Source organism: Lysobacter lycopersici (genome assembly GCF_007556775.1).
Classification (GTDB): domain Bacteria; phylum Pseudomonadota; class Gammaproteobacteria; order Xanthomonadales; family Xanthomonadaceae; genus Pseudoluteimonas; species Pseudoluteimonas lycopersici.
Map to the genome: position 1 here is coordinate 1,008,629 of NZ_CP041742.1, position 24,859 is coordinate 1,033,487.

At 67.7% G+C, this 24,859-nt stretch carries 22 protein-coding genes and 1 pseudogene; 12 read left to right on the plus strand and 11 right to left on the minus strand.

What is annotated here, in order from left to right; translation table 11 throughout:
* Positions 1-31: 31 nt before the first annotated feature.
* The 3 genes from FNZ56_RS05145 to FNZ56_RS05155 form a co-directional block, all read right to left on the minus strand.
* Positions 32-3,832: a YhdP family protein gene (locus FNZ56_RS05145; RefSeq protein ID WP_143878811.1), complete on the minus strand. Its 3,801-nt coding sequence runs from the start codon at positions 3,830-3,832 to the stop codon at positions 32-34.
* Between the two features lie 141 nt (positions 3,833-3,973).
* Positions 3,974-5,467: a ribonuclease G gene (gene rng / locus FNZ56_RS05150; RefSeq protein ID WP_143878812.1), complete on the minus strand. Its 1,494-nt coding sequence runs from the start codon at positions 5,465-5,467 to the stop codon at positions 3,974-3,976.
* 314 nt (positions 5,468-5,781) lie between these two features.
* Entirely contained in the window at positions 5,782-6,348 is a 567-nt protein-coding gene (locus FNZ56_RS05155; protein WP_143878813.1) for a Maf family protein, read from the minus strand.
* A 137-nt stretch (positions 6,349-6,485) separates the two neighbouring features.
* On the opposite strand from FNZ56_RS05155, the gene FNZ56_RS05160 reads away from it, so the two are divergent.
* Together FNZ56_RS05160 and FNZ56_RS05165 are read left to right on the plus strand one after the other, a co-directional pair.
* On the plus strand, positions 6,486-7,226 hold the full coding sequence (locus tag FNZ56_RS05160; RefSeq protein WP_143878814.1) for an SIMPL domain-containing protein: 741 nt from the start codon (positions 6,486-6,488) through the stop codon (positions 7,224-7,226).
* 232 nt (positions 7,227-7,458) lie between these two features.
* The gene (locus FNZ56_RS05165; protein ID WP_185970799.1) at positions 7,459-8,130 is read left to right on the plus strand and encodes an energy transducer TonB; all 672 of its coding nucleotides are present in this window, start codon (positions 7,459-7,461) and stop codon (positions 8,128-8,130) included.
* Positions 8,131-8,189: 59 nt separating this feature from the next.
* Here FNZ56_RS05165 and FNZ56_RS05170 read toward each other — a convergent pair whose 3' ends face one another.
* The 8 genes from FNZ56_RS05170 to FNZ56_RS05205 all read right to left on the minus strand — a co-directional run bounded on the left by FNZ56_RS05170 (position 8,190) and on the right by FNZ56_RS05205 (position 15,849).
* The gene (locus FNZ56_RS05170; protein ID WP_143878816.1) at positions 8,190-8,951 is read right to left on the minus strand and encodes a hypothetical protein; all 762 of its coding nucleotides are present in this window, start codon (positions 8,949-8,951) and stop codon (positions 8,190-8,192) included.
* Positions 8,952-8,991: 40 nt separating this feature from the next.
* Positions 8,992-9,462 (minus strand): 23S rRNA (pseudouridine(1915)-N(3))-methyltransferase RlmH, encoded by a 471-nt coding sequence (gene rlmH, locus FNZ56_RS05175; RefSeq protein ID WP_143878817.1) that lies wholly within the window; start codon positions 9,460-9,462, stop codon positions 8,992-8,994.
* A 107-nt stretch (positions 9,463-9,569) separates the two neighbouring features.
* The gene (rsfS, locus tag FNZ56_RS05180; protein WP_143878818.1) at positions 9,570-9,989 is read right to left on the minus strand and encodes a ribosome silencing factor; all 420 of its coding nucleotides are present in this window, start codon (positions 9,987-9,989) and stop codon (positions 9,570-9,572) included.
* A 34-nt stretch (positions 9,990-10,023) separates the two neighbouring features.
* Positions 10,024-10,683 carry a nicotinate-nucleotide adenylyltransferase gene (gene nadD / locus FNZ56_RS05185; protein ID WP_143878819.1) on the minus strand — a complete coding sequence of 220 codons (660 nt, stop codon included), beginning with the start codon at positions 10,681-10,683 and terminating at the stop codon, positions 10,024-10,026.
* A gap of 5 nt (positions 10,684-10,688) precedes the next feature.
* Positions 10,689-11,723 (minus strand): DNA polymerase III subunit delta, encoded by a 1,035-nt coding sequence (gene holA, locus FNZ56_RS05190; RefSeq protein WP_143878820.1) that lies wholly within the window; start codon positions 11,721-11,723, stop codon positions 10,689-10,691.
* A 10-nt stretch (positions 11,724-11,733) separates the two neighbouring features.
* On the minus strand, positions 11,734-12,435 hold the full coding sequence (locus tag FNZ56_RS05195) for an LPS-assembly lipoprotein LptE (RefSeq protein WP_143878821.1): 702 nt from the start codon (positions 12,433-12,435) through the stop codon (positions 11,734-11,736).
* Positions 12,436-12,480: 45 nt separating this feature from the next.
* Positions 12,481-15,129 (minus strand): leucine--tRNA ligase, encoded by a 2,649-nt coding sequence (gene leuS, locus FNZ56_RS05200; protein ID WP_246064718.1) that lies wholly within the window; start codon positions 15,127-15,129, stop codon positions 12,481-12,483.
* A gap of 75 nt (positions 15,130-15,204) precedes the next feature.
* Positions 15,205-15,849 (minus strand): DUF6445 family protein, encoded by a 645-nt coding sequence (locus tag FNZ56_RS05205; protein WP_143878823.1) that lies wholly within the window; start codon positions 15,847-15,849, stop codon positions 15,205-15,207.
* Between the two features lie 109 nt (positions 15,850-15,958).
* Here FNZ56_RS05205 and FNZ56_RS05210 point away from each other — a divergent pair, with 109 nt between their 5' ends.
* From FNZ56_RS05210 to FNZ56_RS05255, 10 genes and pseudogenes are all read left to right on the plus strand, one after another.
* Positions 15,959-17,293, plus strand: a complete 1,335-nt coding sequence (locus FNZ56_RS05210; RefSeq protein WP_143878824.1) for a metal-dependent hydrolase family protein — start codon at positions 15,959-15,961, stop codon at positions 17,291-17,293.
* The gene (locus tag FNZ56_RS05215) at positions 17,290-17,541 is read left to right on the plus strand and encodes a SemiSWEET transporter (protein WP_143878825.1); all 252 of its coding nucleotides are present in this window, start codon (positions 17,290-17,292) and stop codon (positions 17,539-17,541) included. Before FNZ56_RS05210 ends, FNZ56_RS05215 begins: the two co-directional genes overlap by 4 nt.
* 64 nt (positions 17,542-17,605) lie before the next feature.
* Positions 17,606-18,493, plus strand: a complete 888-nt coding sequence (gene trxA, locus FNZ56_RS05220; RefSeq protein WP_143878826.1) for a thioredoxin — start codon at positions 17,606-17,608, stop codon at positions 18,491-18,493.
* 4 nt (positions 18,494-18,497) lie between these two features.
* Positions 18,498-18,956 carry a DUF4442 domain-containing protein gene (locus FNZ56_RS05225; RefSeq protein ID WP_281286189.1) on the plus strand — a complete coding sequence of 153 codons (459 nt, stop codon included), beginning with the start codon at positions 18,498-18,500 and terminating at the stop codon, positions 18,954-18,956.
* A gap of 176 nt (positions 18,957-19,132) precedes the next feature.
* Positions 19,133-19,570 carry an NAD(+)--rifampin ADP-ribosyltransferase gene (gene arr / locus FNZ56_RS05230; RefSeq protein ID WP_143878827.1) on the plus strand — a complete coding sequence of 146 codons (438 nt, stop codon included), beginning with the start codon at positions 19,133-19,135 and terminating at the stop codon, positions 19,568-19,570.
* Positions 19,571-19,748: 178 nt separating this feature from the next.
* Positions 19,749-20,165, plus strand: coding sequence for a hypothetical protein (locus FNZ56_RS05235; RefSeq protein ID WP_143878828.1), 417 nt, complete (start codon positions 19,749-19,751; stop codon positions 20,163-20,165).
* A gap of 205 nt (positions 20,166-20,370) precedes the next feature.
* Positions 20,371-22,422: a bifunctional serine/threonine-protein kinase/formylglycine-generating enzyme family protein gene (locus FNZ56_RS05240; RefSeq protein ID WP_143878829.1), complete on the plus strand. Its 2,052-nt coding sequence runs from the start codon at positions 20,371-20,373 to the stop codon at positions 22,420-22,422.
* Entirely contained in the window at positions 22,422-23,084 is a 663-nt protein-coding gene (locus FNZ56_RS05245) for a DUF502 domain-containing protein (RefSeq protein WP_143878830.1), read from the plus strand. The genes FNZ56_RS05240 and FNZ56_RS05245 overlap by 1 nt, the downstream gene beginning before the upstream one ends.
* Positions 23,081-23,884: pseudogene (locus FNZ56_RS05250) on the plus strand (queuosine precursor transporter). The gene FNZ56_RS05245 and the pseudogene FNZ56_RS05250 overlap by 4 nt, the downstream one beginning before the upstream one ends.
* Positions 23,885-23,967: 83 nt before the next feature.
* Positions 23,968-24,858: an ABC transporter ATP-binding protein gene (locus tag FNZ56_RS05255; protein WP_143878831.1), complete on the plus strand. Its 891-nt coding sequence runs from the start codon at positions 23,968-23,970 to the stop codon at positions 24,856-24,858.
* Position 24,859: the final 1 nt, after the last annotated feature.

The following is a 24,859-nucleotide window of genomic DNA, read 5'->3' on the forward strand; positions in this document are numbered from 1 at the left end:
GTTGGAAACGTGCGGATTCGACCGACGGAATTCAATCCTTCGGTTGCGCTTGCGGCTGCGACTGCGCCTGGCTGCGCGCGACCACGTCGACCTTGGGCTGCTTCCACGGGCCGCTGACGTGGTAGGTCTTGGCCGCGAGCTGGCCGAGCGGTTTCTTCAGCACCATGTTCGCGGCAGCGCCGATGGCCGCGCCCACCGGCCCGCCGGCGATGGCGCCGACCGCGGTCAATAGGTTGCCGGCCTTGGGGAACACGTCCACGGTCTGGTCGTAGGTTTCGCTGCGCATGTCGGCGACGCCGCGTATGTTGATTTCCGCCGCCGGGCCATCGATGCGCAGGTTGTCACTGCGTGCCTGGCCGTTGCCGAGCGCGATGTCGCCCTTGAGCGTGTTGAACGCGAAACCCTTCGAGAAGAAGTCGTGGAAATCGAGCGTGAGCCGTTGCGGCAAGCGCGCGATGCTGAGCAGGCCGAGCACGCGCCCGGCGCCGGGCTCGACTTCGGTGAGCTGGCCGTCGCGCGCATCGATGTGCAGGTTGCCGTCGAACGCCGCGAGCTTCAGGCCCATCGGCGAACCCGGCCACGTGGCCTGCAGCCGCGCCTGGCCCTTGCCGCGCGCGAGCTGGCCGCCGAAACCGAAACCATTGAGGAAGGCACCGAAGTCCTCGCTCGCGAGCTGCATGTCCACCCGCGAACGCGCCGCGGCGCCGCGCCCGCTCCATTCCCCACTGGCGTCGATCTGCTGCTTCGCCGCACGCGACTGGAACTGCAACAGCTTCAGCGCGCCCGGCGCCGGTTGCGTGCGCACGCTCGCGCTGCCGAATTTCGCGTCGCCGATGCGCAGGTCGTCGAAGGCGAGGTTCAGTGGCGGCACCTTGCCGGGATCGACGTCCTCGTTCGACGCCGCATCGCTGTTCGGAGACGGAGCCGCTGCGGCTCCGCGCCACCAGAAACGCTGCAACTTGCCGGCAATTGTTGCGCCATCGTCGCGCGGGATCGTGAGCGTACCGGCGAGGTTGTCGCCATCGAACTGGATCGCGGTCGCCCCGCCCGCCGCCGGCGATGCCTGCACGCGGGTGTTGCGGAAATCGGCGCCGAGCAATTGCAGGTGCGCGGCGGTGACGTCGATGCGCTGCAAGGGCAAGCCGCCCTGCCCCCCGTCGCCGGCGCGCGACAGCACCGCCCAATCCAGCGCATCCAGCGATGGCGCGCGTCCGCTCGCGACCAGCCCGTTCGCCGGCGGCGCATCAGCGACGCTGGAAGCGCCGAGCGCCACGCGCACGCCGGTGCCGACGTTGCTGCTGCGCGCACGCAGTGCGAGCCGGTTGCCGAACGCCACCGCGACCTCGCCTTCGCCCAGCGGCAGTTGCGCGTCGATGCGCGTGGCCAACGCATCGCCGGCGGACTTGTCCAGTGGCGCTGGCAGTGTCATCCGCGTACCGACGAGGTTCGAACGCAACTGCAGGCTGCTCGGCGCGCTAGCGGACTGCGCTTCGGGCAATGCCACGCCGATCGTCCATTGCGAACGGCCGTCGAAATAGGGTTTCAACCACGCGAAAGTCGGCGCGCGATCGATCAGCGCCTCGGCATCCATGCTCGCCGCGAGTTCGGCTTCGAACGCATTCCCGGCGGCGCGCACGTGGCCCTGTCCGGCGCGCAGGCTGAGCAGGCCCGGCTGGCCTTCGTGCTTCGCCTTGAGCCCTTCCGCGTCGAATCCGTGCTGGTCGTAGCGCGCGCTGCCGCGCATGTCGTCGAAAGTCAGCTTCCAGCGTGCATCCGTGGCGCGCACCCCGGCAAGGCGCACGGTGCCGTCGATCTTCGCCGGCTGGTGCTCCGCGAACGGGATGTCCAGCGAAAAACCGACATCGGCGAGGCCGCTGGCCGAAAGCGCGTCGAAGGTGTCCTTCTGCTGTTTGTACAACGGGCTTTCACGCAGCAGCGCGAGCAGTTGCGACGCATCGCCGCCACCCTTGGCATCGATGCGCAGCCGCGCCTTTCCGAAGGATTCGATGTCGGCGTTCAGTTCGCGCACGCCGACGCCACCGAGCGTGCCCTTGCCCTGCACGTCCATGCCGTCGTCGATGAAGGCGACCTGCATGTCCGCGTTCTGCAGCGCCGGCCACTCCGGCTGGAATTTGATCGTCGCGTTGCTGAGCGTCGCCCGCGCCTCGAAGCGTCCCTCGTGGTGGCGGAACGGCCAGTCGTCGAGGTCGCCGGTGACCAGCGCACGCGCTTCGTGCAGCGCGCCACCCTGTAGCGCGTCGTCGAGCCAGCGCACCGTCGCCGGCGACATCAGGTGGTGGATCCAGAACTTGTGTGCCTGCGACACCGAGGTATCGCCGATCCATGCGGCGAGGTCGATCCACGGCCGCGTGCCGTCGCCCTGGAACCACATGTCGCCGCGCACGCTGGCATCGTAGCCATCGCCATCGATCGCGAGCGATCCGGTGCCGAAGCGCCAACCCGCGCCTTCGCGCCAGCCGACGATGCTGCCCTTGAGCCTGATGTCGTGGACGACGCCGAATCCCTTCCGCCAGTCGAAGCGCACCGCCTTCGCCGGATCGGGCACGAACACCATGCCGTTCGCATCGCCGTCCACGTCGCCGGTGAGCCCGGTGAGCGCGGGCCCGCCATCGCTCGAGGCGAAGCCGAAACCTTCGACGCGGCCGCGCGCGCGCAAGGCCCCGCCCTGCACGCCGGCGAGTTCGACATTCCGCAAATGCGCCTGCGGCCGCGCCGTCGACAACCACGCGCGCAATCCCGGCGCAAGCCGGTCGCTGAGCGCGGCGACCGCGAGCAAGGGCCCGGCATCGACCGCGTTTGCCCGTACCGCGATGCGGCGACCGCCCGCAAGCAGCAGCCCGTCGAGCGATTGCGCGTTCGCACCGGTGCCGACGCGAAGTTTCGGCGCATCGATGCGCCAACCGCCATCGATCGATCCCCAGCGCGCGAGGCCTTCGACGCGACCGAGATCGACGGAAGTCGCGGTGCCGTCCGCCAGCGGCGCGCCTTCGAGGCGCATGCCGTCGATCGCGACCGAAGCGGTGGCGGCGACCACGCGGTGCGCGCGCAGGTCCAGCCAGGTTTCGGCGCGACCCTGTCCGCGCGCGAGGCGCACGCCGGCGACGCGCAGCAGCGGCGACCACGCGGCGAAATCCGCCTTCTTCGCGGAAACGTAGGCGCGTCCGTTGCCGTTGCCGCGACGGAAATCCAGCACGCCGAGCAGAGGCGACGCCTCGTCCCGCATCGTCGCGCGCACGCCGGCCTGCACGCGGTCGCCGCGCACCTGCAGGCGCAGGTCCACGCGTGGAAGAACGGCATCCACGCCCAGCGCCGGCGCGACGACATGCAACTTCGCACCGACCAGTTGCAATTCGCCGAGGCGTTCGAAAGTCGAAAACGGATCGCCGCCCTGTTTTTCGCCGGGCAGGCCGCGCACCTGCCAGCTGCCGTCGTCGCCGCGTTCGAGGGTGAGGTCGAGCCCGCGCACGCGCAACTCGGTGAACGAACGCCCCGGCAACAGGCCCGCGTATTGCGAGACGAGCACTTCCGCATCGCCGATCACCAGTGCTTGCGCGCCCGCACCGACGCGAAGGCGATCGAGGCGCAGCAGCGGGCCGCGTCGCGTCCATTCGGTTTCGACCTTGTCGAACGCGACCGGGCGCCCGGCACGCGCGCTCAACCATGCCGCGATGCGGTCCGGATGGCGCTCGGCCAGCGGCAGCAACTGGCTCATCGCGCCCGCGCCCAGCGCCATCGCCACCAGCAACGCGGCAATGCCGTAACCGAACCAGCGGCGCGCATGCCGCAGGCGCATGCGGAGCGGCGTGGTCATGGCGACGATCTACCGCAATGCGGCGCGTCGCGAGCGGCCGTCAGCGCGTGCACGCCGGAGCGCAGCAAGCGCAGTGCACATGACAGTGCATGAGCATTGCGAGCACCGCCGGGCGCGCGATCACGGCCGCGCAGTAGCGCCTCAGAGCAGGACCACATCGAACTGCTCCTGCAGATACTGCGCATCCGCCTGGAACCGGATCGACTTGCCGAGGAATTCCTCCAGCTCCGCGACCGCGGCCGATTCCTCGTCGGTGATGCGCGCGACCACTTTCGGCGAAGCAATCACCAGCAGCCGCGCGGCTTCGAACTGGCGCACCGCGCGCACGACTTCGCGGAAGATCTCGTAGGTCACGGTTTCCGCGGTCTTGAGCATGCCGCGGCCGCCGCATTCGTGGCAGGGCTCGCTGAGCTGGCGCTGCAGCGAATCCACCGTGCGCTTGCGCGTCATCTCGACCAGGCCCAGCGGCGAGAAGTCGTAGACCGTCGTCTTGGCGTGGTCGCGGGCCAGCGATTTCTCCAGCGTGCGCAGCACCTGTCGCCGGTGTTCCGGATCGACCATGTCGATGAAGTCGATGATGATGATGCCGCCGAGGTTGCGCAGGCGCAGCTGGCGCGCGACCGATTGCGCCGCCTCGAGGTTGGTGCGGTAGACGGTTTCCTCGAGGTTGCGCTGGCCGACGAAGGAGCCGGTGTTGACGTCGACCGTGGTCATCGCCTCGGTCTGGTCGATGACGAGGTAGCCGCCGGACTTGAGCGGCACTTCCTTCTCCAGCGCGCGCTGGATCTCGTCCTCGACGCCATACAGGTCGAAGATCGCGCGCGAGCCGCTGTAGTGCTCGATTTTTTCCGCCAGCCCCGGCCCGCTCCAATCGGGCATGAACTGCGCCGCGAATGCACGCAGCTTCTCGCAGGTCTCGCGCGAATCGACCTTGACCTTCTCCACGTCGCGGCGCATCAGGTCGCGCACGGCGCGCAGCGGCAGCGACAGGTCCTCGTACACACGGGAACCAACCTTCGCCTCGCGCGAATCGCGTTCGACCTGCTGCCAGGCGCGCTGCAGGTAGGCGATGTCCTCGGCCAGGGCTTCGGCCGGCTGGCCTTCCGCATTCGTGCGCACGATGTAGCCATGCCCGGCGTCGCCGGCGCTCGCGGTCACGATGCCCTTGAGCCGCGCGCGTTCGTCCTCGTCCTCGATGCGCGCGGAGACACCGACCACCTGCGTGTTCGGCAGCAGCACGAGGTAGCGCGAGGGAATGCTGATCTGGGTGGTGAGGCGCGCGCCCTTGCTGCCGATGGGATCCTTCACCACCTGCACCACGACCTCGCGGCCTTCGCGCGCGAGTTCGCCGATGGGGCGCGGCGGCGGCGCGGCCGCTTCCTCGCCGTCGACCGCGGGCACGTTCGCCGGCCGCACGATGTCGTTGGCGTGCAGGAACGCCGCGCGCTCCAGGCCGATGTCGACGAACGCGGCCTGCATGCCCGGCATCACCCGCTGCACCCGGCCCTTGTAGATGTTGCCGACCACGCCGCGGCTCCAGCCGCGCTCGATGTGCAGTTCCTGCAGCATGCCGTTCTCGACCACGGCGACGCGGGTCTCGCGCGGGGTGACGTTGACCAGGATCTCTTCAGACATGGCGAAAAGCTCCCGGACGCGGATCGACGCGGATGCACGCGGATGAAGCAGGTTGTGAAAACGGCTTTTTCATCATTCTCGCCCTTGCCCTATCCGCCCTTTTCGCTTTTATCCGTGGCCAATGCCCTTTGCTTGCTCACGAGACGCCGAATCCGCGCAGCAGCTTCGAGGTGTCGCACACGGTTGGAAAAAGCCCATGGCCGCGGATCGACGCGGATGCACGCGGATGAAGCGGGTTGTGGAAACGGCTTTTTCATTTTTCCTGCTTTATCCGCGTTTTCCGCTTTTATCCGCGTCCAATGCCCTTGGTGCATTCACGACACGCCGAACTCACGCAGCAATTTCTTGGTGTCGTGCAACGGCAGGCCCATCACCCCGCTGTAACTGCCGGACAAGTGTTCGATGTGCGCCTCGAACCGGCCCTGGATCGCGTAGGCACCGGCCTTGCCTTCCCATTCGCCGCTGGCGAGGTAGCGCGCGATGTCGGCGTCAGACATGGCGGCGACGCGCACCTGCGAGTTCGACACCGCCTGCGCTTCGCGCCCGGCCGACACCAGCGACACCGCGGTGATCACTTCATGGCTGCGCCCGGACAGGCGGCGCAGCATGTCCGCGGCATGCGCCTGGTCGCGCGGCTTGCCGAAGACTTCTCCATCGAGCACGACCTCGGTATCGGCGCCGAGCACCACCGCGTTCGGCACCGCGACGACTTCGAGCAGGCCCGCGCCGGCTTTTTCCCGCGCGACCCGGCGCACGTAGTCCGCGGCCGCTTCGCCCGGACCGCGCACTTCGTCCACGTCGAGGTCGAGCAGGCGGAATTCGACCCCAAGCTGGCCGAGCAACTGGCGGCGACGGGGTGATTGCGAGGCGAGATACAGCATCCGTGCAAGGATAACCCGCGCTTGAATGCGCTCCGCGTGCGCCGCCGCACACAACCCCGTCGTGGCTCACCGCGCGTTCACCCCATCTTGAACAGCCTGTCCCGAACACCCTTCCCCGCCACCCGCCGGAGATCGACATGTCCCGCCCCATCCTTCGCCCGCTCCTGCTTTCCACCCTCATCGCCTTCGGAACGACCATGACCGCCTGCGCCCAGACCCAGCCCGCCACCGGTTACGCCATTCCCGCCGACGGCACCCTGCTCTCCGTCTCCGCGTCCGCGGACGTCAAGCACGCCCCGGACGTCGCCACCGTGTCCGCCGGCGTCGTCACCCAGGCCGCGGACGCCAATGCGGCGATGCGCGCCAATGCCGCGCAGATGCAGAAGGTGATGGCCGCGATCCGCGCCGCCGGCATCGCCGACAAGGACATCCAGACCAGCGGCGTCAACCTCAATCCGAACTACAAATACGCCGAGAACCAGCCGCCGACGATCACCGGCTACCAGGCCAGCAACACCGTGAACCTCAAGGTCCGCGACCTGGCCAGGCTCGGCCAGGTGCTCGACGCGCTGGTCGCCAGCGGCGCCAACCAGGTCAACGGCCCGAGTTTCGAAATCGACCAGCCGGACGCGGTGCAGGACGAGGCGCGCCGCGCAGCGCTCGACAAGGCCCATGCGCGCGCCGCGATGTATGCGAAGTCGCTGGGCCTGCAGGTGCGGCGCATCGTCAGCATCAGCGAAGGCGGCGGTTTCAGCCCGCCAATGCCGATGCCGATGGTACGGATGGCGGCGATGGCGAAGGATGCCGGCACCGAAGTGTCGCCGGGCGAGAACACCGTCAGCGCCAGCGTCGACGTGGTGTTCGAACTCGGCAAGTAAGCCGTCCCGCATTGCGCACCATACAGACGCCCCGGCTTGCCGGGGCGTCTGCCATTCGTCGATCCCGGATACCGTTCGTCCGCGACCATGGCGCCATCACTTCCCTTGCACACCGACCCGGCGCAGCGTGGTGTCGACGGCGATCAGGCGGCGCGGGGGGCGCGGCTTCGATCAACCCCGACCGCCGCCCTCGAGCGTTTGTCTCCCGCAGGCAACCGACAGGAGGTGGATCATGGTGCTGGTTCGCAATGCCCAACCGTTCGCAAGCACGTGGCACGTGCACCCCGATTTCCGCCGGATCGCGGCCTATGCCGGCGCCATCGCCCTCAACCTCGCCTTGTTGATGTTGGTGAGCCTGCCGATGCAGGGCGGGCCGGCGCTCGTGCCGGCGCGTGCCCCCGAAGTGATCACGCAGGTCGTCGACCTCAACAAGCCGAAGCCGAAACCGGAGGTCGTCCAGGTCGTGCCGCATGTGCCGATTCGCCCGCAGGTACCGATCGAACGCCAGCATCCGCAGGTGCAGGCACCGCCGGTCGACGCTCCGGTGCTGGTGGACAACGGCAGCGAAGCCTACATCCCGCCCGATACCACGCCCATCGAAACGACGCCGGTCGCCACCGGCCCGATCACCGGCATGAGCCTGGAATATGCGTCCGCGCCAGCGCCGAACTATCCGCGCGACGCATTGCGCGCGGGCATCACCGGCACGGTACTGCTGGAGGTGCTGGTCGATGTCGATGGCAGCCCGCTGAAAGTGGCGATCCACCGCAGCAGTGGCAACCGAGAGCTCGACCGCGCCGCGCAGCAACAGGTGCAGAAGCACTGGCGCTTCCGCCCGGCCAGCCGCAATGGCGTGGCGGTGCAGGCGATCGGCATCGTTCCGATCGATTTCAAGTTGAACTGATCGACCATCGAATCGCATCGGCACCGCAACCGCGGTGCCGATGTCGTTTCAGGCAATGGTCAGAGAACCGTGCCGGCGACGGCGGTGCGCAGTTGCATGGCGGAAACCGCCGCCACCAGTCCTTCGCTGTCACCACCTGTGTCGGGAAGTTGAGCCGACATGCATGCCTTGGACATGCAAATCTTGATCGGCAAATTCCCGCTACCTCCGATCGGCTGACCGTCCACCCACTCCATCTCTGCAGTAAATCCCTTGACAGTGGCCAGTACGGCTCTCTGCATGTTCCTATCGATTTTCCCGCCGAACCTACGCCCGCCAAATCCTTTCGCGTCCACGACGCTTGCATCGGTCACCTTTCCGTCCGGACCGAATTCGATGTGCAGGTTCAACCAACCTTCGCTGAGGCTCGCCGGATTGGCGAATAACGGCGAAAGGGAATGGTTCTTCACATAGAAGCCGGTGGACGCGGATTTGACGAGGATCCGCATTCCACCCGCCCCGTCATCTGCCGCGGTCGCGGACACGAATAAGTGCGTCTTCCCCGAAACCGGCACGCCATCCTTCATCGGAGGGGTGAATTCCCATGTTTCGATTCGTTCTCGCAGCCGTGTCTTGATGGTATCGGCGAGACTTCCGGGCGTGCCGTCGTCGTCGAATCGGAGAAGTGGTTCTACTTCCACCACACGCGCCTTGCCGGCCGCATCGACGTCGACCCAGGCACCGGCACCGAATTCGACGGACGTCGGTTCCGCGGATTTTGCAGCCTGCCCCGACAACGGCCATGCGAGCAGTATTCCAAGACACAAGGCGATCCGACGCATGACGATTTCCCCCGAAAGTTCCGGCGAGGATACGGCAGCTTCAGGCCCGGTGGTACGGATGGTTCGCCAGCATCGACGCCGCGCGATACAGCTGTTCCGCGACCAGCAGCCGCACCAGCATGTGCGGCAGTGTCAGCGCCCCGAGCGACCATTGCTCGTCGGCACGCTGCAGCACCTCCGGCGCGTGCCCTTCCGGCCCGCCGATCAGGAACGCGAGGTCGCGGCCCTGCCCGCGCCAGTGTTCTAGCCGCTGCGAAAGCTGTTCCGAACTCCATTCGCGGCCGCGGCCGTCGAGCGCGACGACGAGTCCGTTCTTCGGCAACGCGGCGAGCACGCGCGTGCCTTCATCGTGCGTCGCACGCACCGCATCGCGGCCCTTGCCGCGCAGGCCGGGCTCGATTTCGACGAGTTCCAGCGGAAGCCAGTGCGACAGGCGCTGGCGGTATTCGGCGAAGCCCTGCGCGACCCAGGCCGGTGCGCGTTCGCCGACGGCGATCAGGCGGGCTTTCATCGAATTGTCATCCTGACCCCGGACTTGATCCGGGGGAAGGACCTGCTTTTCGACTTGCGATGAAACATGGTCGGAAGCAGGTTCTTCGCTTCGCTCAGAATGACAACTTACAGCGAAGACTCGGAGTCGCTTTCGCCGACGTATTCCGGAGGTTGATCGCCAACGGTCCAGAGGCGTTCGAGCGCATAGAACTCGCGGACGCGCGGCAGCATCACGTGGACCACCACGTCGCCGAGGTCGACCAGCACCCATTCGGCTTCGCGCTCGCCTTCCACGCCCAGCGGCTGCACGTCGAGCTTCTTCGCGAACTTCACCACCTCGTCGGCGATCGACTTCACGTGCCGGGTCGAAGTGCCCGAGGCGACGACCATGAAATCGCAGACGCTGCTCTTGCCGCGCACATCGATCTCGACGACATCCTTGGCCTTGAGTTCCTCGACGGCCGCATGCACGGTTTTCAGCAGGGCTTCGGCCGACGGCGGCGGATTGGGAAGGCGGGTCTTGATGACCTGGGCGGGACTGGTCAAGGGTGCGGGGCTCGGCGTGCGGGGAACGGGGCAATTATAGCGAAGCGCCGATGACAGCCCCGTACAACCGGTTTTCGACGATGTAACCGGCCACGGCAGGCGGCACCAGCGCCTGCCAGTCCGCGCCGGCAGCGATGCGGCGGCGCACCTCGCTGGCGGACTCGGGCCGCAGCGGCTGGTCGAGGCGCAGGACCAGGCCGTTGGCAAGGCGATGCAGCTCGTCGGGCGCCTGCGCCCAGCGGCCCGCGGTCGCTTTGGCGAGCGCATCGGGCAGCGTCGACGGGTCGAAACCGCTTCCGCCGCGTTCGGCGACCACGACGTGGGCAAGGTCGAACAGCGAACGCCATTCCTTCCACGTCTGCAGCGACAGGAAGCTGTCCGCGCCGACGAGGATCGCCAACGGCCGATCGCCGACGCGCGCCGCACGCAGCAGGCGCAGCGTGTCGACCGTGTACGAAGGCCCGTCGCGTTCGAGCTCGCAGGCCTCGATGCCGAGTCCGGGTTCGCCATCGATCGCAAGTTCCAGCATCGCCAGTCGTTGCCGCGCATCGGCGTGCAGCGGCCCTTTGTGCGGCGGATCCGCTGCCGGCATCAGCCGCACCTGCGCCGCGGCCGCGTCGCGCGCGTTGCGCGCCACCGCGAGGTGGCCGAGATGCACCGGATCGAAACTGCCGCCGTAGAGGATTTCGAGCATCGCGCTCAGGCCGCGAGCATGCGCCGCGCCTTCGCGTCCGCGACCGCGAGCAGCAGGCGTTCGAGCTGGCGCCAGGCATCGCCCGGCGCGCGGCCCTTGGCGATGCGGTCCACGCGCCCGGCCTCGGCGACGAAGCGTTCCCACTGCGCCGCATCGTGGCGCGACAGCGCGCGCGTGTACGCCGCCTGTTTCGAATCCCAGACGCGTTGTGCGCGGAATTCCGCGGCGAGGTTGCCGCCGCGCGCCTTGGTCTGCGCCAGCGCGGCGGCGCGCTGCAGTTCCATCGTCACCATGCCCATCAGCGCGGGCACCGCCTCGCCCTCGGCCTGCAGCCCGGCGAGCATGCGCGCGACCTGCGCGGGCTTGCCGTTCAACGCGGCATCGACCAGCCCGAACACGTCGTAGCGCGCGGATTCGGCGATCAGCTGTTCCATGCGCGCGGCGTCGAGCGGGCGGCCGTCGTCGAGCAGCGCGAGCTTGTCCACTTCCTGCGCCGCGGCGAGCAGGTTGCCCTGCACGCGTTCGGCCAGCAGCTGCACCGCGCCGGCGTCGGCACGCAGGCCGCGTGCGCGCAGGCGTCGTTCCAGCCAGTTCGGCAGTTCGTGCGCGCGCACCTCGCGTACTTCGACGAAATGCCCGGTGCGCGAAACCGCTTCGCTCCACTTGCCGCCGTGCTGGCGGCTCCATGCGCCGGCGAGCACCAGCAGGGTCACGTCCGGTGGCGGGTTCGCGCAGAACCCGGCGATGAGTTCGGCGCCTTCCTTGCCGGGCTTGCCGGTGGGCAACTGCAGTTCCAGCAGGCGTTTCGCGGAGAACAGGCTGGGTGCATTGATCTGCGAAGCGAGCGCGTTCCAGTCGAAACCGCGGGCATCGGCCTCGAAGGTCTCGCGTTCGGAACAGCCCTGCTCACGCGCCGCGGCACGCACCGCATCGGCGGCTTCCAGCACCAGCAGGGATTCCGCGCCGGCGATCAGGTAGGCCGGGCGCAGCGGTTCGCCCGCGAGGCGCGCGGGCAATGCGTCCGGCGCGAGCGTCGGCATCGGGCGTCGCTCAGGGCGTGGGCGGCGGCATGGATTGCCCCGCGGGTTGTTCCGCGGGCTGTTCGACGGGCGTTCCGGGCGTGGTGTCCGCGGGCAGGGCCGTTTCGCCACCGACCGGGCCGGTCGCCTGCAGCGCGGCATCGATGCGGCGCATGATCGAAGCGACCATGTCGCGCCGCATCTCCTTGGCCAGGATTTCCTGCTCGCTGTCGGTGCCGATGTCCTGCGTCGGCACGGTCACGTAATTGCGCGCGAGTTCCACCACCTGGCGCGGCACCAGCACGCTGCCGTCGGCGCGCAGCAGGTCGAATTCCACCGCATAGCGCAGGGTGAGCTCCTGCGCGCGGCCGCGGGCGTCGATGGCGGCCGGGATGCTGCCCCAGCGTTCCTTGCGGATGTTCAGCGTCGCCACCGGCGCGGGCGGCGCGACCGGGGCGCTGGCCTCCGCCGGCGGGGCGATGTCGGACTGCGCATCGTCCGGTTGCGGGACCACGTCGACCGGATGCGGCGCGGGCACCGCCCCCGAACGCTCCAGCGCCTGCGACAGCGCCTCGGCGAGCGGGCTGTAGCGGCTGGTGGATACCACCCGCAACGGGCCGAGGTCGGCGGGCAGGTTCACGCCCTTGCGCAGGTGGAAACCGCAGGCGGCGAGCGCCAGCGTCGCGGCAATGAGGAGGAAGATGCGGATCCGATGCTTCGGCTGGATGTTCATCGCATCAGTCTGGACGAGGCCGCGGGGGCCGGCAAGCCGGCCCGGTCAGCTGGCAATCACGATGTTCACGATCTTGCCGGGCACCACGATCACCTTCTTCACCGCCTGGCCCTCGAGGAACTTCGCCACGTTGGGCTCGGCCAGGGCCGCGGCCTCGACCGCCTCGCGCGCGGCGTCGGGCGCGATTTCTATCGTGCCGCGCAGCTTGCCGTTGACCTGCACCGCCAGGGTGAGCGCATCGCGCACCAGCGCGGCCGGGTCGGCCCGCGGGAACGGCACGTCCTCGAGCAGGGTTTCGGGGTGGCCGAGCACCCGCCACAGCGCGTGGCTGACATGCGGCGTGACCGGGTTGAGCAGCAGCACCATCGCCTGCAGGGCCTCGTGGCGCACCGCGCGGCCCTGGTCGGACATGTCGCCGAACTTCGCGACGTGGTTCAGCAGTTCCATCAGCGCCGCGATCGCGGTGTTGAAGCTGTGCCGGCGGCCGTAGTCGTCGCCGACCTTCTGGATGGTTTCGTGCAGTTGCCGGCGCAACGCCTTCTGGCCCACGTCGAGTTTCGAAACGTCGACTTCCGGATGGTCCGGCTGCGCGGCATGCGTGGTCACCTCGCGCCAGAACCGGCGCAGGAACCGCGCCATGCCCTCGACGCCGGCCTCGTTCCATTCCAGCGACTGTTCCGGCGGCGCGGCGAACATCGAGAACAGGCGCACGGTGTCGGCGCCGTATTTTTCGACCATCGCCTGCGGGTCGACGCCGTTGTTCTTGGACTTCGACATCTTCTCGGTGCCGCCGATGGACACCGGCTTGCCGTCGACCTTGAGCGTCGCGCCAACGATGTGTCCGCGTTCGTCGCGCTGCACGGACACGTCCGCGGGATTGATCCAGTCCTTGGAACCGTTGGCGTTGTCGCGGTAATAGGTTTCGGCGATCACCATGCCCTGCGTGAGCAGGTTGGTCGCCGGTTCGTCGCTGCCGACCAGGCCCTGGTCGCGCAGCAGCTTGTGGTAGAAGCGGAAATACAGCAGGTGCAGGATCGCGTGCTCGATGCCGCCGATGTACTGGTCCACCGGCAGCCAGTGTTTCGCACGTTCGTCGACCATGTCGCTCGCGCCCGGCGAGGTGTAGCGCGCGTAATACCAGCTCGACTCCATGAAGGTGTCGAAGGTGTCGGTCTCGCGCTCGGCCGGCTTGCCGCATTGCGGGCAGGTCGTCTTGCGCCATTGCGGATCGGACTTGATCGGCGAATGCACGTCGCCCGAGGCGAACGCGTCCTCGACGTTTTCCGGCAGCAGCACCGGCAACTGGTCCTCGGGCACCGGCACCGCGCCGCAGCTGTCGCAATACACGACCGGGATCGGGCAGCCCCAGTAGCGCTGGCGCGACACGCCCCAGTCGCGCAGGCGGAAGTTGACCTTGCGCGTCGCGGCCTCGCCCAGCACTTCGGCGATCTTGTCGAACGCGGCCTTGTAGCCCAGCCCGTCGATGACGCCCGAGTTCACGCACATCGCGGCCGGATTGTTCTTGTCCGCGTACCAGTCCTTCCAGGCATTCGGGTCGTAGGCGATGTCCGGCGCCAGGTGCGGCGGCAGCGGCGTGCGGATGGCGATGACCTGTTCGATCGGCAAACCGTACTTGTGCGCGAATTCGAAATCGCGTTCGTCGTGGCCGGGCACCGCCATCACTGCGCCGGTGCCATAGCCCATCAGCACGAAGTTCGCGACCCAGATCGGCACTTCCCTGCCGCTGATCGGGTGGATCGCGCGCAGGCCGGTGTCCATCCCGCGCTTTTCCTGCGTTTCGAGCTCGGCTTCGGAGACGCCGCCCTGCTTGAGTTCGGCCAGGAACGCGGCGAGTTGTGAATTTCCCTTCGCCGCCTCGACCGCCAGCGGATGTTCGCCGGCGATGCTGACGAAGGTCACGCCCATCAGCGTGTCGGGACGCGTGGTAAATACCGTCAGAGGCTCATGCCCGCCCGCGACTTCGAAACGGATTTCCAGCCCTTCGCTGCGCCCGATCCAGTTGCGCTGCATGGTCTTGACCGAATCCGGCCAGCCAGGCAACGCATCGAGCCCGTCGAGCAGCTGCTGCGCGTAATCGGTGATGCGCAGGAACCATTGCGGGATCTCGCGCTTCTCGACCAGCGCGCCGGTGCGCCAGCCGCGGCCGTCGATCACCTGCTCGTTGGCGAGCACGGTCTGGTCGACCGGATCCCAGTTCACCACGCTGTTCTTGCGGTAGGCGATGCCCTTCTTCATCAGCCGCACGAACATGCGCTGCTCGTGCACGTAGTAATCGGGGCGGCAGGTGGCGAATTCGCGCGACCAGTCGATGGCGTAGCCCATTGCCTGCAGCTGCGCGCGCATGTGCTCGATGTTGGCGTAGGTCCACTTCGCCGGCGCGGTCTTGTTCTTGATCGCCGCGTTTTCGGCCGGCAGGCCGAACGCGTCCCAGCCCATCGGCTGCAGCACGTTGTGGCCGGTCATGCGCTTGTAGCGGCTGATGACGTCGCCGATGGTGTAGTTGCGCACGTGGCCGACGTGCAGCGCGCCCGACGGGTACGGCAGCATCGACAGGCAGTAGTACTTCGGCCGCGGGTCGTCTTCCTTCACCTCGAACGCATGGGTACCGGCCCAGAACGACTGGGCGGCCGGCTCGATGGCCTTGGGATCGTAGGCGGCGGGTTCGGCGGACACGGCGGGACGCAGGCTGAATGGGCTGGACAGCCTACCGCAGTGCAGCATGGGCCGCCATGCGGCGACGCACCCCGGTCAGGCCATCCAGAAGAACACCGCGGCCATGCGCTTGTCCTCCAGCGTCCGCCCGCAATAGCCGGTGGCGCTGTGGATGAGGTTGGCGCGGTACAGCAGCAGGCGGTTGAAGCGGTTGGGGACGCGCACGTCCTCGGCGAAGGCGTCGGGCGATACGAAGCGCGTGCCCAGCGCCTCGACCAGGTTCCTGTGCGGCGGGGAAACGAAATTGCCGCCGCGCTGCCCGCCGGGGAGCCGCTGGCGGTAGAAGGCGGTGCCGCAGTCCCCGGGCGCGCCCGGCGTGAGGTAGAGCACGGCGGCGTAGCGGCACAACGCCAGCGAATCGGTGTGCGGGCGCGGTTCGCATTCGCCGGCGCCGACCACCTGCACACAGTTGTGGTTGAGCGTGCTGCCGTCGCCCGCGGTTTCCACCCACAGCTTCTTCGCGCCGGTGGCCTTGCGCACCAGCGCTTCGACGTGGGCCATCTCCGCCTCGTCCAGCGCCGGGATGCTGCGCAGCCCCGGCCAGCTTTCCGGCTTGTGCGGCCAGCCCTCGATCCAGTCGCTGCGCGCGAGGCAGCGCGCGCGCAAGGCATCGGCATCCGGCAACGCGTCGTCGATCACCCAGTAATCGCGACCGGGCGTCGGTTTGCGGTATGGAAGCATCGGCAGGCGCATTCGGAATCGAACCCATGGACGACGGTCGAGCCTAGCGCAGCGCTTCCCCATGCGCCACGCGGGGTTAGGATGGCGCGAGCTCCAAGGGGAAACCGCCATGCTCCGCCATCGTCTGCTCGCGCTGTGCTGCGCGCTCGTCGCCCTCGCCCCGACCGCCTTCGCCGAAGATGCCGCCCCGGCCGCGCCCGCGGTCAAGGTCGTGCATTGCGGCCACCTGTTCGATTCCACCAGCGGACGCATGCTCGGCGAAACCAGCATCGTGATCCGCGGCGAGCGGATCGAATCGGTGCAACCGGGGAAAATCGCGTCGCCCGCGGGCATGGCCGAGTACTACGACATGCCGGCTTCCACCTGCCTGCCCGGGCTGATCGACAGCCACACGCACCTGACCATGGAATTCAGCCCCACCAGTTACAGCGACCAGTTCCGCTTGAACATCGCCGATTACGCGATCCGCTCCACGGTCTACGCCGACCGCACGCTGCAGGCCGGCTTCACCACCGTGCGCAACCTGGGCGACAACGACGGCGAATCGATTTCCCTGCGCAACGCGATCGATGCCGGCATCGTGCCTGGCCCGCGCATCTTCACCGCCGGTACCGCGATCGGCTCCACCGGCGGCCACGCCGACGGCAGCGACGGCTACCGCAAGGACCTGCAGGGCGACCCCGGCCCGAAGCAGGGCATCGTCAACGGCCCCGCGGATGCGTGGAAGGCGGTGCGCCAGCATTACAAGGACGGTGTCGACGTGATCAAGATCATGCCGTCCGGCGGCGTGCTCGACGAAAGCGCCAGCGCCGACAACCCGCAGCTCACCATCGACGAGATCAAGGCGATCGTGACCGCGGCGCACGATTACGGCTTCACCGTCGCCGCGCACGCGCACGGCGCCGAGGGCATCCGCCGCGCGGTGGTCGGCGGCGTCGATTCGATCGAGCACGGCACCTTCATGGACGACGCGGACATGAAGCTGATGCGCGAACACGGCACCTGGTACGTGCCGACGATCATCGCCGGCCAGTTCGTGATGGAGAAGGCCCGGGAAGGCTGGTATCCGCCGCAGGTCGCGCGCAAGGCCCTGGAAGTCGGCCCGATCATCATGAACACCGCCGGCAAGGCCTACCGGGCCGGGGTGAAGATCGCCTTCGGCACCGACGCCGCGGTGTATCCGCACGGCGGGAACGCGAAGGAATTCGAGTACATGGTCGATGCCGGGATCCCGCCGGCGTACGCGCTGCAGGCCGCGACCATGCACGCCGCGGAACTACTGAAGAAGACCAGCGACCTCGGCAGCGTCGAAGCCGGCAAATACGCCGACATCATCGCCGTGCAGGGCGACCCGCTGCAGGACATCGCGATCATGCAGAAGGTCGATTTCGTGATGAAGGCGGGCATGGTGTACCGCCGGGACGACCACGAAGCGCACCCATGACCGGCGAATGGATGGGCTATGCCGCGGCGGCGCTGACCACGGTTTCGTTCCTGCCGCAGGCGGTGAGGACCATCCGCACGCGCGAAACGCACGCCATCTCGCTATGGATGTACGTGCTCTTCACCGTCGGCATCGCCTGCTGGTTCGGCTACGGCATCGTCCTGCACTCCTGGCCGATGATCGTGTCGAACGCGATCACCTTCCTGCTCGCCGCGATCATCCTCGCGTTCAAGCTGCGCCACGGGTGATCGCGGGCTTGCATCCGCGCCCGCGCGGACCCATGTTGCCGGCTCCCCACACGCCTGCGCCGCCATGACCGACGCCACCGCCGCCGCCCACGCCCCGCACGTCTTCGACGCCACCGCCGCCAATTTCGAAACCGAGGTCATCCAGCGCTCGCTGCAGGTGCCGGTGCTGGTCGATTTCTGGGCGACCTGGTGCGGCCCCTGCAAGACCCTCGGCCCCATCCTCGACAAGCTCGCCGCCGACTACCGCGGTGCGTTCGAACTGGCCAAGGTCGACGTCGACAAGGAACAGGAACTCGCCGCCGCGTTCCAGATCCGCTCGGTGCCGACCATGGTGCTGGTGAAGGACGGGCAGATGCTCGGCGCGATTCCCGGCGCCTTGCCGGAAGGCGAACTGCGCAAGGTGCTGGAACAGGTCGGCGTGCAGCCGACCACGAACGCCGGCGAAGCGGCCGTCGAAGACGTGCCCGCCGCGCCGGTCGATCCGCATGAGGAAGTCATGCGCCTGCGCAAGCAGATCGAAGCCGAACCGGACAAGGCCGAACTGAAACTCGACCTCGCGCTGGCGCTGTTGCGCACCGGCGCCGCGACCGAAGCCGAACAGCTGATCGACGCCCTGCCCGCCAACCTCGCCACCGACGACCGCGCGGTGAACGCACGCGCGCGGCTCGGTTTCGCCGCGCTGCTCAAGGACGCGCCGCCGGTGGAAACGCTGCGCGCCGCGATCGATGCGAATCCCGGCGACCTGCGCGCACGCCACCTGCTCGGCGCGCACGCCATCGTCGAAGGGAATCCCGAGGCCGGGCTGCAGCAGTTCATGGAAATGCTGCGCCGCGACCGCGGCTACGAGGACGGCCTGCCGCGCAAGGCGCTGATCGACGCGTTCCGCATCATCGACGACGAGGACCTGGTCGGCCGCTACCGCCGGCAGATGTCCTCGCTGCTGCTGTCCTGACGTGCTGCGCGTCGATTCGCCGCGTTCGTTGCGGCGCCTGCTCAACATCTGGCCGCCGTTCCTGTTCACCGGCATCCGGGTGATGGAGATCGGCGAGGACTGGCACGGCGCGCGGGTACGCTTGCGCATGCATGCGTGGAACCGCAATGCGGTCGGCACGCACTTCGGCGGCAGTCTGTTCGCGATGTGCGATCCGTTCTGGATGCTGCTGGCGATGCACGCGCTGGGTCCGGATTACATCGTCTGGGACAAGGCCGGCGATATCGAATTCGTGAAACCCGGCAAGGGCACGGTCGAGGCCGTGTTCCAGCTGGACGATGCAGCGCTCGATGAAATCCGTACCGCCACCGCCAATGGCGACAAGGCCTTGCGCTGGTTCGAGAACACCGTCACCGATAGCGAAGGCGAGATCGTGGCCCGCGTGCGCAAGCAGTTGTACGTGCGGAGGAAGGCGGGGCGTTGAAACCGGCGAGTAATGCTCGCCGCGAGAAGCGTTGCCGTGGTCCGCAAATAAAAAAGGAGGCGCGCTGCGCCTCCCGCCATGAATTTATATCAGCCACCGGGGCTTGCGGCAAGGCTGAAGGCGAAACCTAGAATCCCGTCCCTGTCGATGTGACAGCCACGTGGGACGACGCGACGATGTTCGATCTCGACGATGAATGGACTCCGGTTACCCTCGAGAATTGCAGTTCGCTCGCCGGACCGTTCTATCACGGCACGAAGGCAAGCCTGTCGATCGGCGATCTGCTGACCGCGGGTTTCAGGTCCAATTACCGGGACAGCGTGGTGATGAACCACGTCTATTTCACGACCGTGCCGAAGGGCGCGGGCCTGGCGGCGGAAATCGCGAAAGGAGAAGGCCGACCGCGAGTGTATGTCGTGGATCCGACGGGGCGATTCGAAGACGACCCGAACGTCACGAACAAGAAATTCCCGGGCAACCCGACGCGTTCGTACCGCAGCGAGCAGCCCTTGCGGATCGTCGGCGAGCTCGAGAGTTGGGAATCCCACGACCGGGAATTCATCGATCAATTGCGGAAATTCGTCGAATCGGGCAGCGGGGAAATCATCAATTGACGGGTTGGAGCCGGATACGCTGGTTCTAAGATACGGACATTGCAAGCGTGGCCCGCGTGCGCAAGCAGTTGTATGTGCGCAGGAAGGTGGGGCGGTGAACGCAGCAAGTGCGATCTTGGCTAGCAGGCATAGAATCCCGGGCGCATCATGCTACTTGGGCCATGGGGTGTTAAACACGATGTTCAAGATTCTCGCTGCCACGCTTCTACTAGCCGCATCCGGACCTTCCTTTGCATGTGGCTGCAATAAACCGGAATCGATCGGTGACCTGGATCAAACTGCAGTCGTCTTCGAAGGCGAGGCCATCTCCCACCTAATCATCCGCGACTCCCCTGGCTGCAATTCGAATGGAATTCCCGTCCTCAGCTCAGGTGGAGAAATTGTCACATTCAAAGTGACAAAGAACTTACGCGGCACTACGGCCGAATACATAAACGTTCGCGTCAATGGGAACACATCGTGCGATCTGCAACGCTTCGACTTCAACCGAGGCGACAAGTACGTCCTCTCCATCCACCTTTTACAGGATCAAGAAGAAGCGAACGACCACGACGCATACTGGAACAGCATTTGTGAGCTGCGGAATCGCATCTAACAATTCGTTCGAACAGAAGCTTCTCTAACCCGCGCAAGGCGGGTTAAAATCCGCCCTACGAATTCGCGGCATCGTGTAGGGCGGATCTCGACCCGCCATTCGCCAATCCCGCAAACCCGGTCGCGCTCCAGCGCGCTCCTGCAACGGCGAGCGTGACGCATGTCGCGGATTCGACTAACCGGGCGATTCGGCATCGCGACGCGTTATGCTCCGCATTCCGGGGGAATCCACGACCACGATGCCGAATCCCGCGCACCGCGGAGACGCGCCGACCATCCAGGGCTACCGCCTGCTGCGGGTGCTCGGCGACGGCGGCATGTCCACGGTTTACCTCGCCGAACAGGCCTCGCTCGGCCGCGAAGTCGCGCTCAAGCTGATGCGCCCCGAAGCGCTGTCCGACGAAGTCAGCCGCCGCCGCTTCGAAAACGAAACCCGCACGATTGCCCGGCTGCGCCACCCGAACATCGTCGGCATCCACGACGTCGGCCGCAGCGGCGACGGCCTGCCGTGGTTCACCATGCCCTACCTCGCCCGCGGCCACCTCGGCCAGCGCGACTACACCGGCAACGAAGACGCCGTGCGCCACATCCTGCGCTCGCTGCTCGACGCGCTCGAATACGCGCACGGACGCGGCGTCGTGCACCGTGACGTCAAGCCGGAAAACGTGATGTTCGACGACGGCGACCGACCGCTGCTCACCGATTTCGGCATCGCCCAGCGCCGCGGCTACGGCTCGCGCGTGACCCACGCCGGCTTCGCGGTCGGCAGCACCGCCTACATGCCGCCGGAACAGGCGCGCGGCGAAGCGGTCGATCCGCGCGCGGACCTCTATAGCGTCGGCGTGCTCGGTTGGGAAAAACTCACCGGCCGCCTGCCCTACGTCGCCGGCGATGCGTTGTCGATGGCGCTGCAGCACGTGCAGAAACCGATCCCGCGATTGCCCGCGCGCTATCGCCACTGGCAGCGCTTCTTCGACCGCGCGCTGGCGAAATCGCCGGACAAGCGCTTCGCCGACGCGCGGCAGATGCGCGAGGCGCTGGCCGACGTCCCCCAGCCGGCGACCGGCCTGCGCAGCGACGTGGGCGACGTGTTCGCCGCGTTCCGCGCGAATTTCCGCCCGTGGCGCACGCTCGTGGCACTGGCGCTGGTCGTGGCCCTGGGATTCGGCGCATGGCAGGCGCTCGGGCTGTGGCGCGCGAACCTCGACGAGAACGTCCCCACTTCCACCGACGCCGCCGCCGGATTGCCGGCGCCGGACGTGCCGCTTGGCCACGGCGCCATCGTCGGCGAGGACAGCGAACCGCTGTTCCGGCCGCTACCCGAATCGCCGGCCGAACGCTGGCTGTTCGCGCTGGATTCGCAATTGCGCTCGGGCCGGGTGACCTCGCCGCGCGACGACAACGCCTACGACAGCCTGCTCGCGGCCTGGCATGCCGACGCCGCGCACCCGCGCCTCGGCGTCGCCGGCGGCAAGGTCGTCGACGCGCTTTCCGCACAGGCGGTGGATGCGTTGCGGGACGGAAAGCTGGACCGCGCGAAGGATGCGGTCGACCGCGCCGACGCGATCGCCGCGCGCATCGCCCAGCCCCGGACCGACGACGCGACGCGGAGCTTGCGGCGCCAGCTCGGCAGCGCGTTCGCCGGATCCGTCGAAACCGCGCTCGCCGCGCGCGACGAGGACGGCGTGCAGCGCCTGCTCGCCTTCGCCCATGGCGTGCGCCTGCCAAGTTCGCAACTCGCTTCGATCTCGGCGCGGATCGATGCCATGCCGAAAGTCGGCGACGTATTGCCGGGCCCGTTCGGCGGCATGGAGATCGTGCAACGCGGCGATGCGCTGATCGGCATCGCGCAACACCCGGTCAGCCGCGACGACTACCAGCGCTTCGCCAAGGCGACGTCGCGCTCGCCCGCGCTGTGCCGCGAACGCGCTTCGCTGCTGCGCATCGTCAAGCCGCGCGACTGGCAAGCGCCCGGTTTCGAACAATCGCCGAACGATCCGGTGGTGTGCGTGTCGCATGCCGATGCCATCGCTTACGTGCAGTGGCTGCAGAAGCAGACCGGCGAACGCTACCGCCTGCCGCGTGGCGACGAATTGCAGGGCGCTCCCGCGGGTCCGGGCAAGCGCGTCTCCGACTGGACCGAGGCGCGCGGCGTGGTCGGGACGAGCTGGCGAGGCGGCGACAAAAACCGCCCGCTCGATGCGACGCGTGGTTACGATGACGTCGGCTTCCGCCTCGTCCGCGACCTGACCCCCTGATGCCTTCCCCCACCGAACCCCGCCTGCGCCGCCTGTTCCTCACCGGCCTGCTCACCCTGTTGCCGGTGTGGCTGACCTGGGTGGTGGTGAAGTTCGTGTTCGTGCTGCTGTCGAATACCGGGCGCCCGCTGGTGGAACCGCTGCTCAACGGCCTCGCCGCGGGTTCGCCCTCGCTGGCGTGGCTGGCGCAGTCGTGGGTGATGGCCGCGCTCGCGCTGCTGGCCACGATCGTCGTGATCCTCTTCGCCGGTTGGCTGGCGCGGCGCGTGGTCGGCCAGCGCGCGATCCGCTGGTTCGAATCGCTGGTCGCGCGGGTGCCGCTGGCGAGCACGGTGTACGGCAGCGCGCGGCAACTGCTCGACATCCTGCAGACGCAGCCCGACGGCGCGCAGCGCGTGGTGCTGATCGATTTCCCGCACAAGGAAATGAAATCGGTGGGCTTCGTCACCCGCGTGATCCGCGAACAGGGCACCGGCCGCGAACTCGCCGCGGTGTACGTGCCGACCACGCCCAACCCGACCTCGGGCTACCTCGAGATCGTGCCGGTGGAACTGGTGACGCCCACCGACTGGAGCGTGGACGAGGCGATGCGTTTCATCATCTCCGGCGGCGCGGTGTCGCCCGAATCGATCCCGTTCACACCACCGGGACCGAAGGCATGAGCCTGCCCGTGCTCGAGGACCGCGCGACCAAGGTCTTCGTGCTGCTCGCCTGCTTCTTCTGCGTCAACGCGGTGCTCGCCGAATTCATCGGGGTCAAGATCTTCGCGCTCGAAGACACGCTCGGCATCGCGCCGCTGCAGTGGAACCTGTTCGGCCAGAGCGGTTCGCTCAACTTCACCGCCGGCACCCTGCTGTGGCCGTTCGTGTTCGTGTTCACCGACGTGGTGAACGAATACTACGGGCGCCGCGGCGTGCGGTTGATCTCGTGGACCGCGGCGGCGCTGATCGCGTTCGGCTTCGCCTTCGCCTTCATCGCGATCTGGCTCAAGCCCGCGGGCTGGTGGGTGGCCGCCGCTCAATCACAAGGCGTTTCGAATTACCAGGACGCGTTCTCCGCGGTGTTCGGCCAGGGCTTGTGGACCATCGCCGGTTCGCTGGTCGCCTTCATGCTCGGCCAGCTGATCGACATCGCAGTGTTCCACCGCATCCGTCGCGCCACCGGCGAACGCGCGGTGTAGCTGCGCGCGACCGGCTCCACCGCGGTGTCGCAGCTGGTCGATAGTTTCGTGGTGCTCTACATCGCCTTCGTGATCGGCCCGCAGCACTGGCCGATGGGCCTGTTCCTCGCGGTGAGCACGGTGAACTACGCCTACAAGATGCTGGCTGCGATCGCGTTGATCCCGGCGATTTACCTGTTGCGCCGCTGGATCCACGACTACCTCGGCCACGCGCGCGCCGAGGAATTGATGTGCGAAGCCGCGGGCGAACACTACATGGAGCCCGCGCCGCCCGGGCCGTGATGACTTTCGTCACCCGGACTCCCGGGCCATAAGGCGATGCAGGCCGGTTGCTAAGATCCGCGCATCCACCGCGAGGAACGTCCGTGCTGCAAATCCGCGAGCTGTCCAAGACCTACGCCAATGGCGTGCAGGCGCTGAAAAGCGTCGACCTCGATATTCCGAAAGGCATGTTCGGCCTGCTCGGCCCGAACGGCGCCGGGAAATCGACGCTGATGCGCACCATCGCCACGCTGCAGGACGCCGACAGCGGCAGCATCCGCCTCGACGACCTCGACATGCTCGCCGACAAGACCGCCGCGCGGCGCCGGCTCGGCTACCTGCCGCAGGAATTCGGCGTCTATCCGAAGGTGTCGGCCGAGGCGATGCTCGACCACTTCGCCGTGCTCAAGGGCGTGACCGCGCGCGGCGAGCGCAGGGCGCTGGTGGAGGCGCTGCTGCAGCAGGTCAACCTGTGGCAGGTGCGCAAGCGCAAGCTGGGCACGTTCTCGGGCGGCATGCGCCAGCGCTTCGGCATCGCGCAGGCGCTGATCGGGCAGCCGTCGCTGATCATCGTCGACGAACCGACCGCCGGCCTCGATCCGGCCGAACGCAACCGCTTCCTCAACCTGCTCGCCGAAGTCGGCGAGAACGTGGTCGTGATCCTGTCCACGCATATCGTCGAGGACGTGACCGATCTGTGCCCGCGCATGGCGATCATCGCCGGCGGCCAGGTGCGCTTGGCCGGCGAACCGCGCGAAACCATCCGCGCGCTCGATGGCCGGGTCTGGCGCAAGACCGTGGGCAAGGCCGAACTGGCCGGTTACGAACAGGCGCAGACCGTGCTGTCCACGCGCCTGGTCGCGGGGCAGCCGGTGATCCACGTGCTGGCCGACGCGGCGCCCGATGCCGGCTTCGAAATGGTGCCGGCCGACCTGGAGGACGTGTACTTCGGCGAGCTGCGCAAGGCCGCGCCCGCCACCGCCGCGGGGGCCTGAG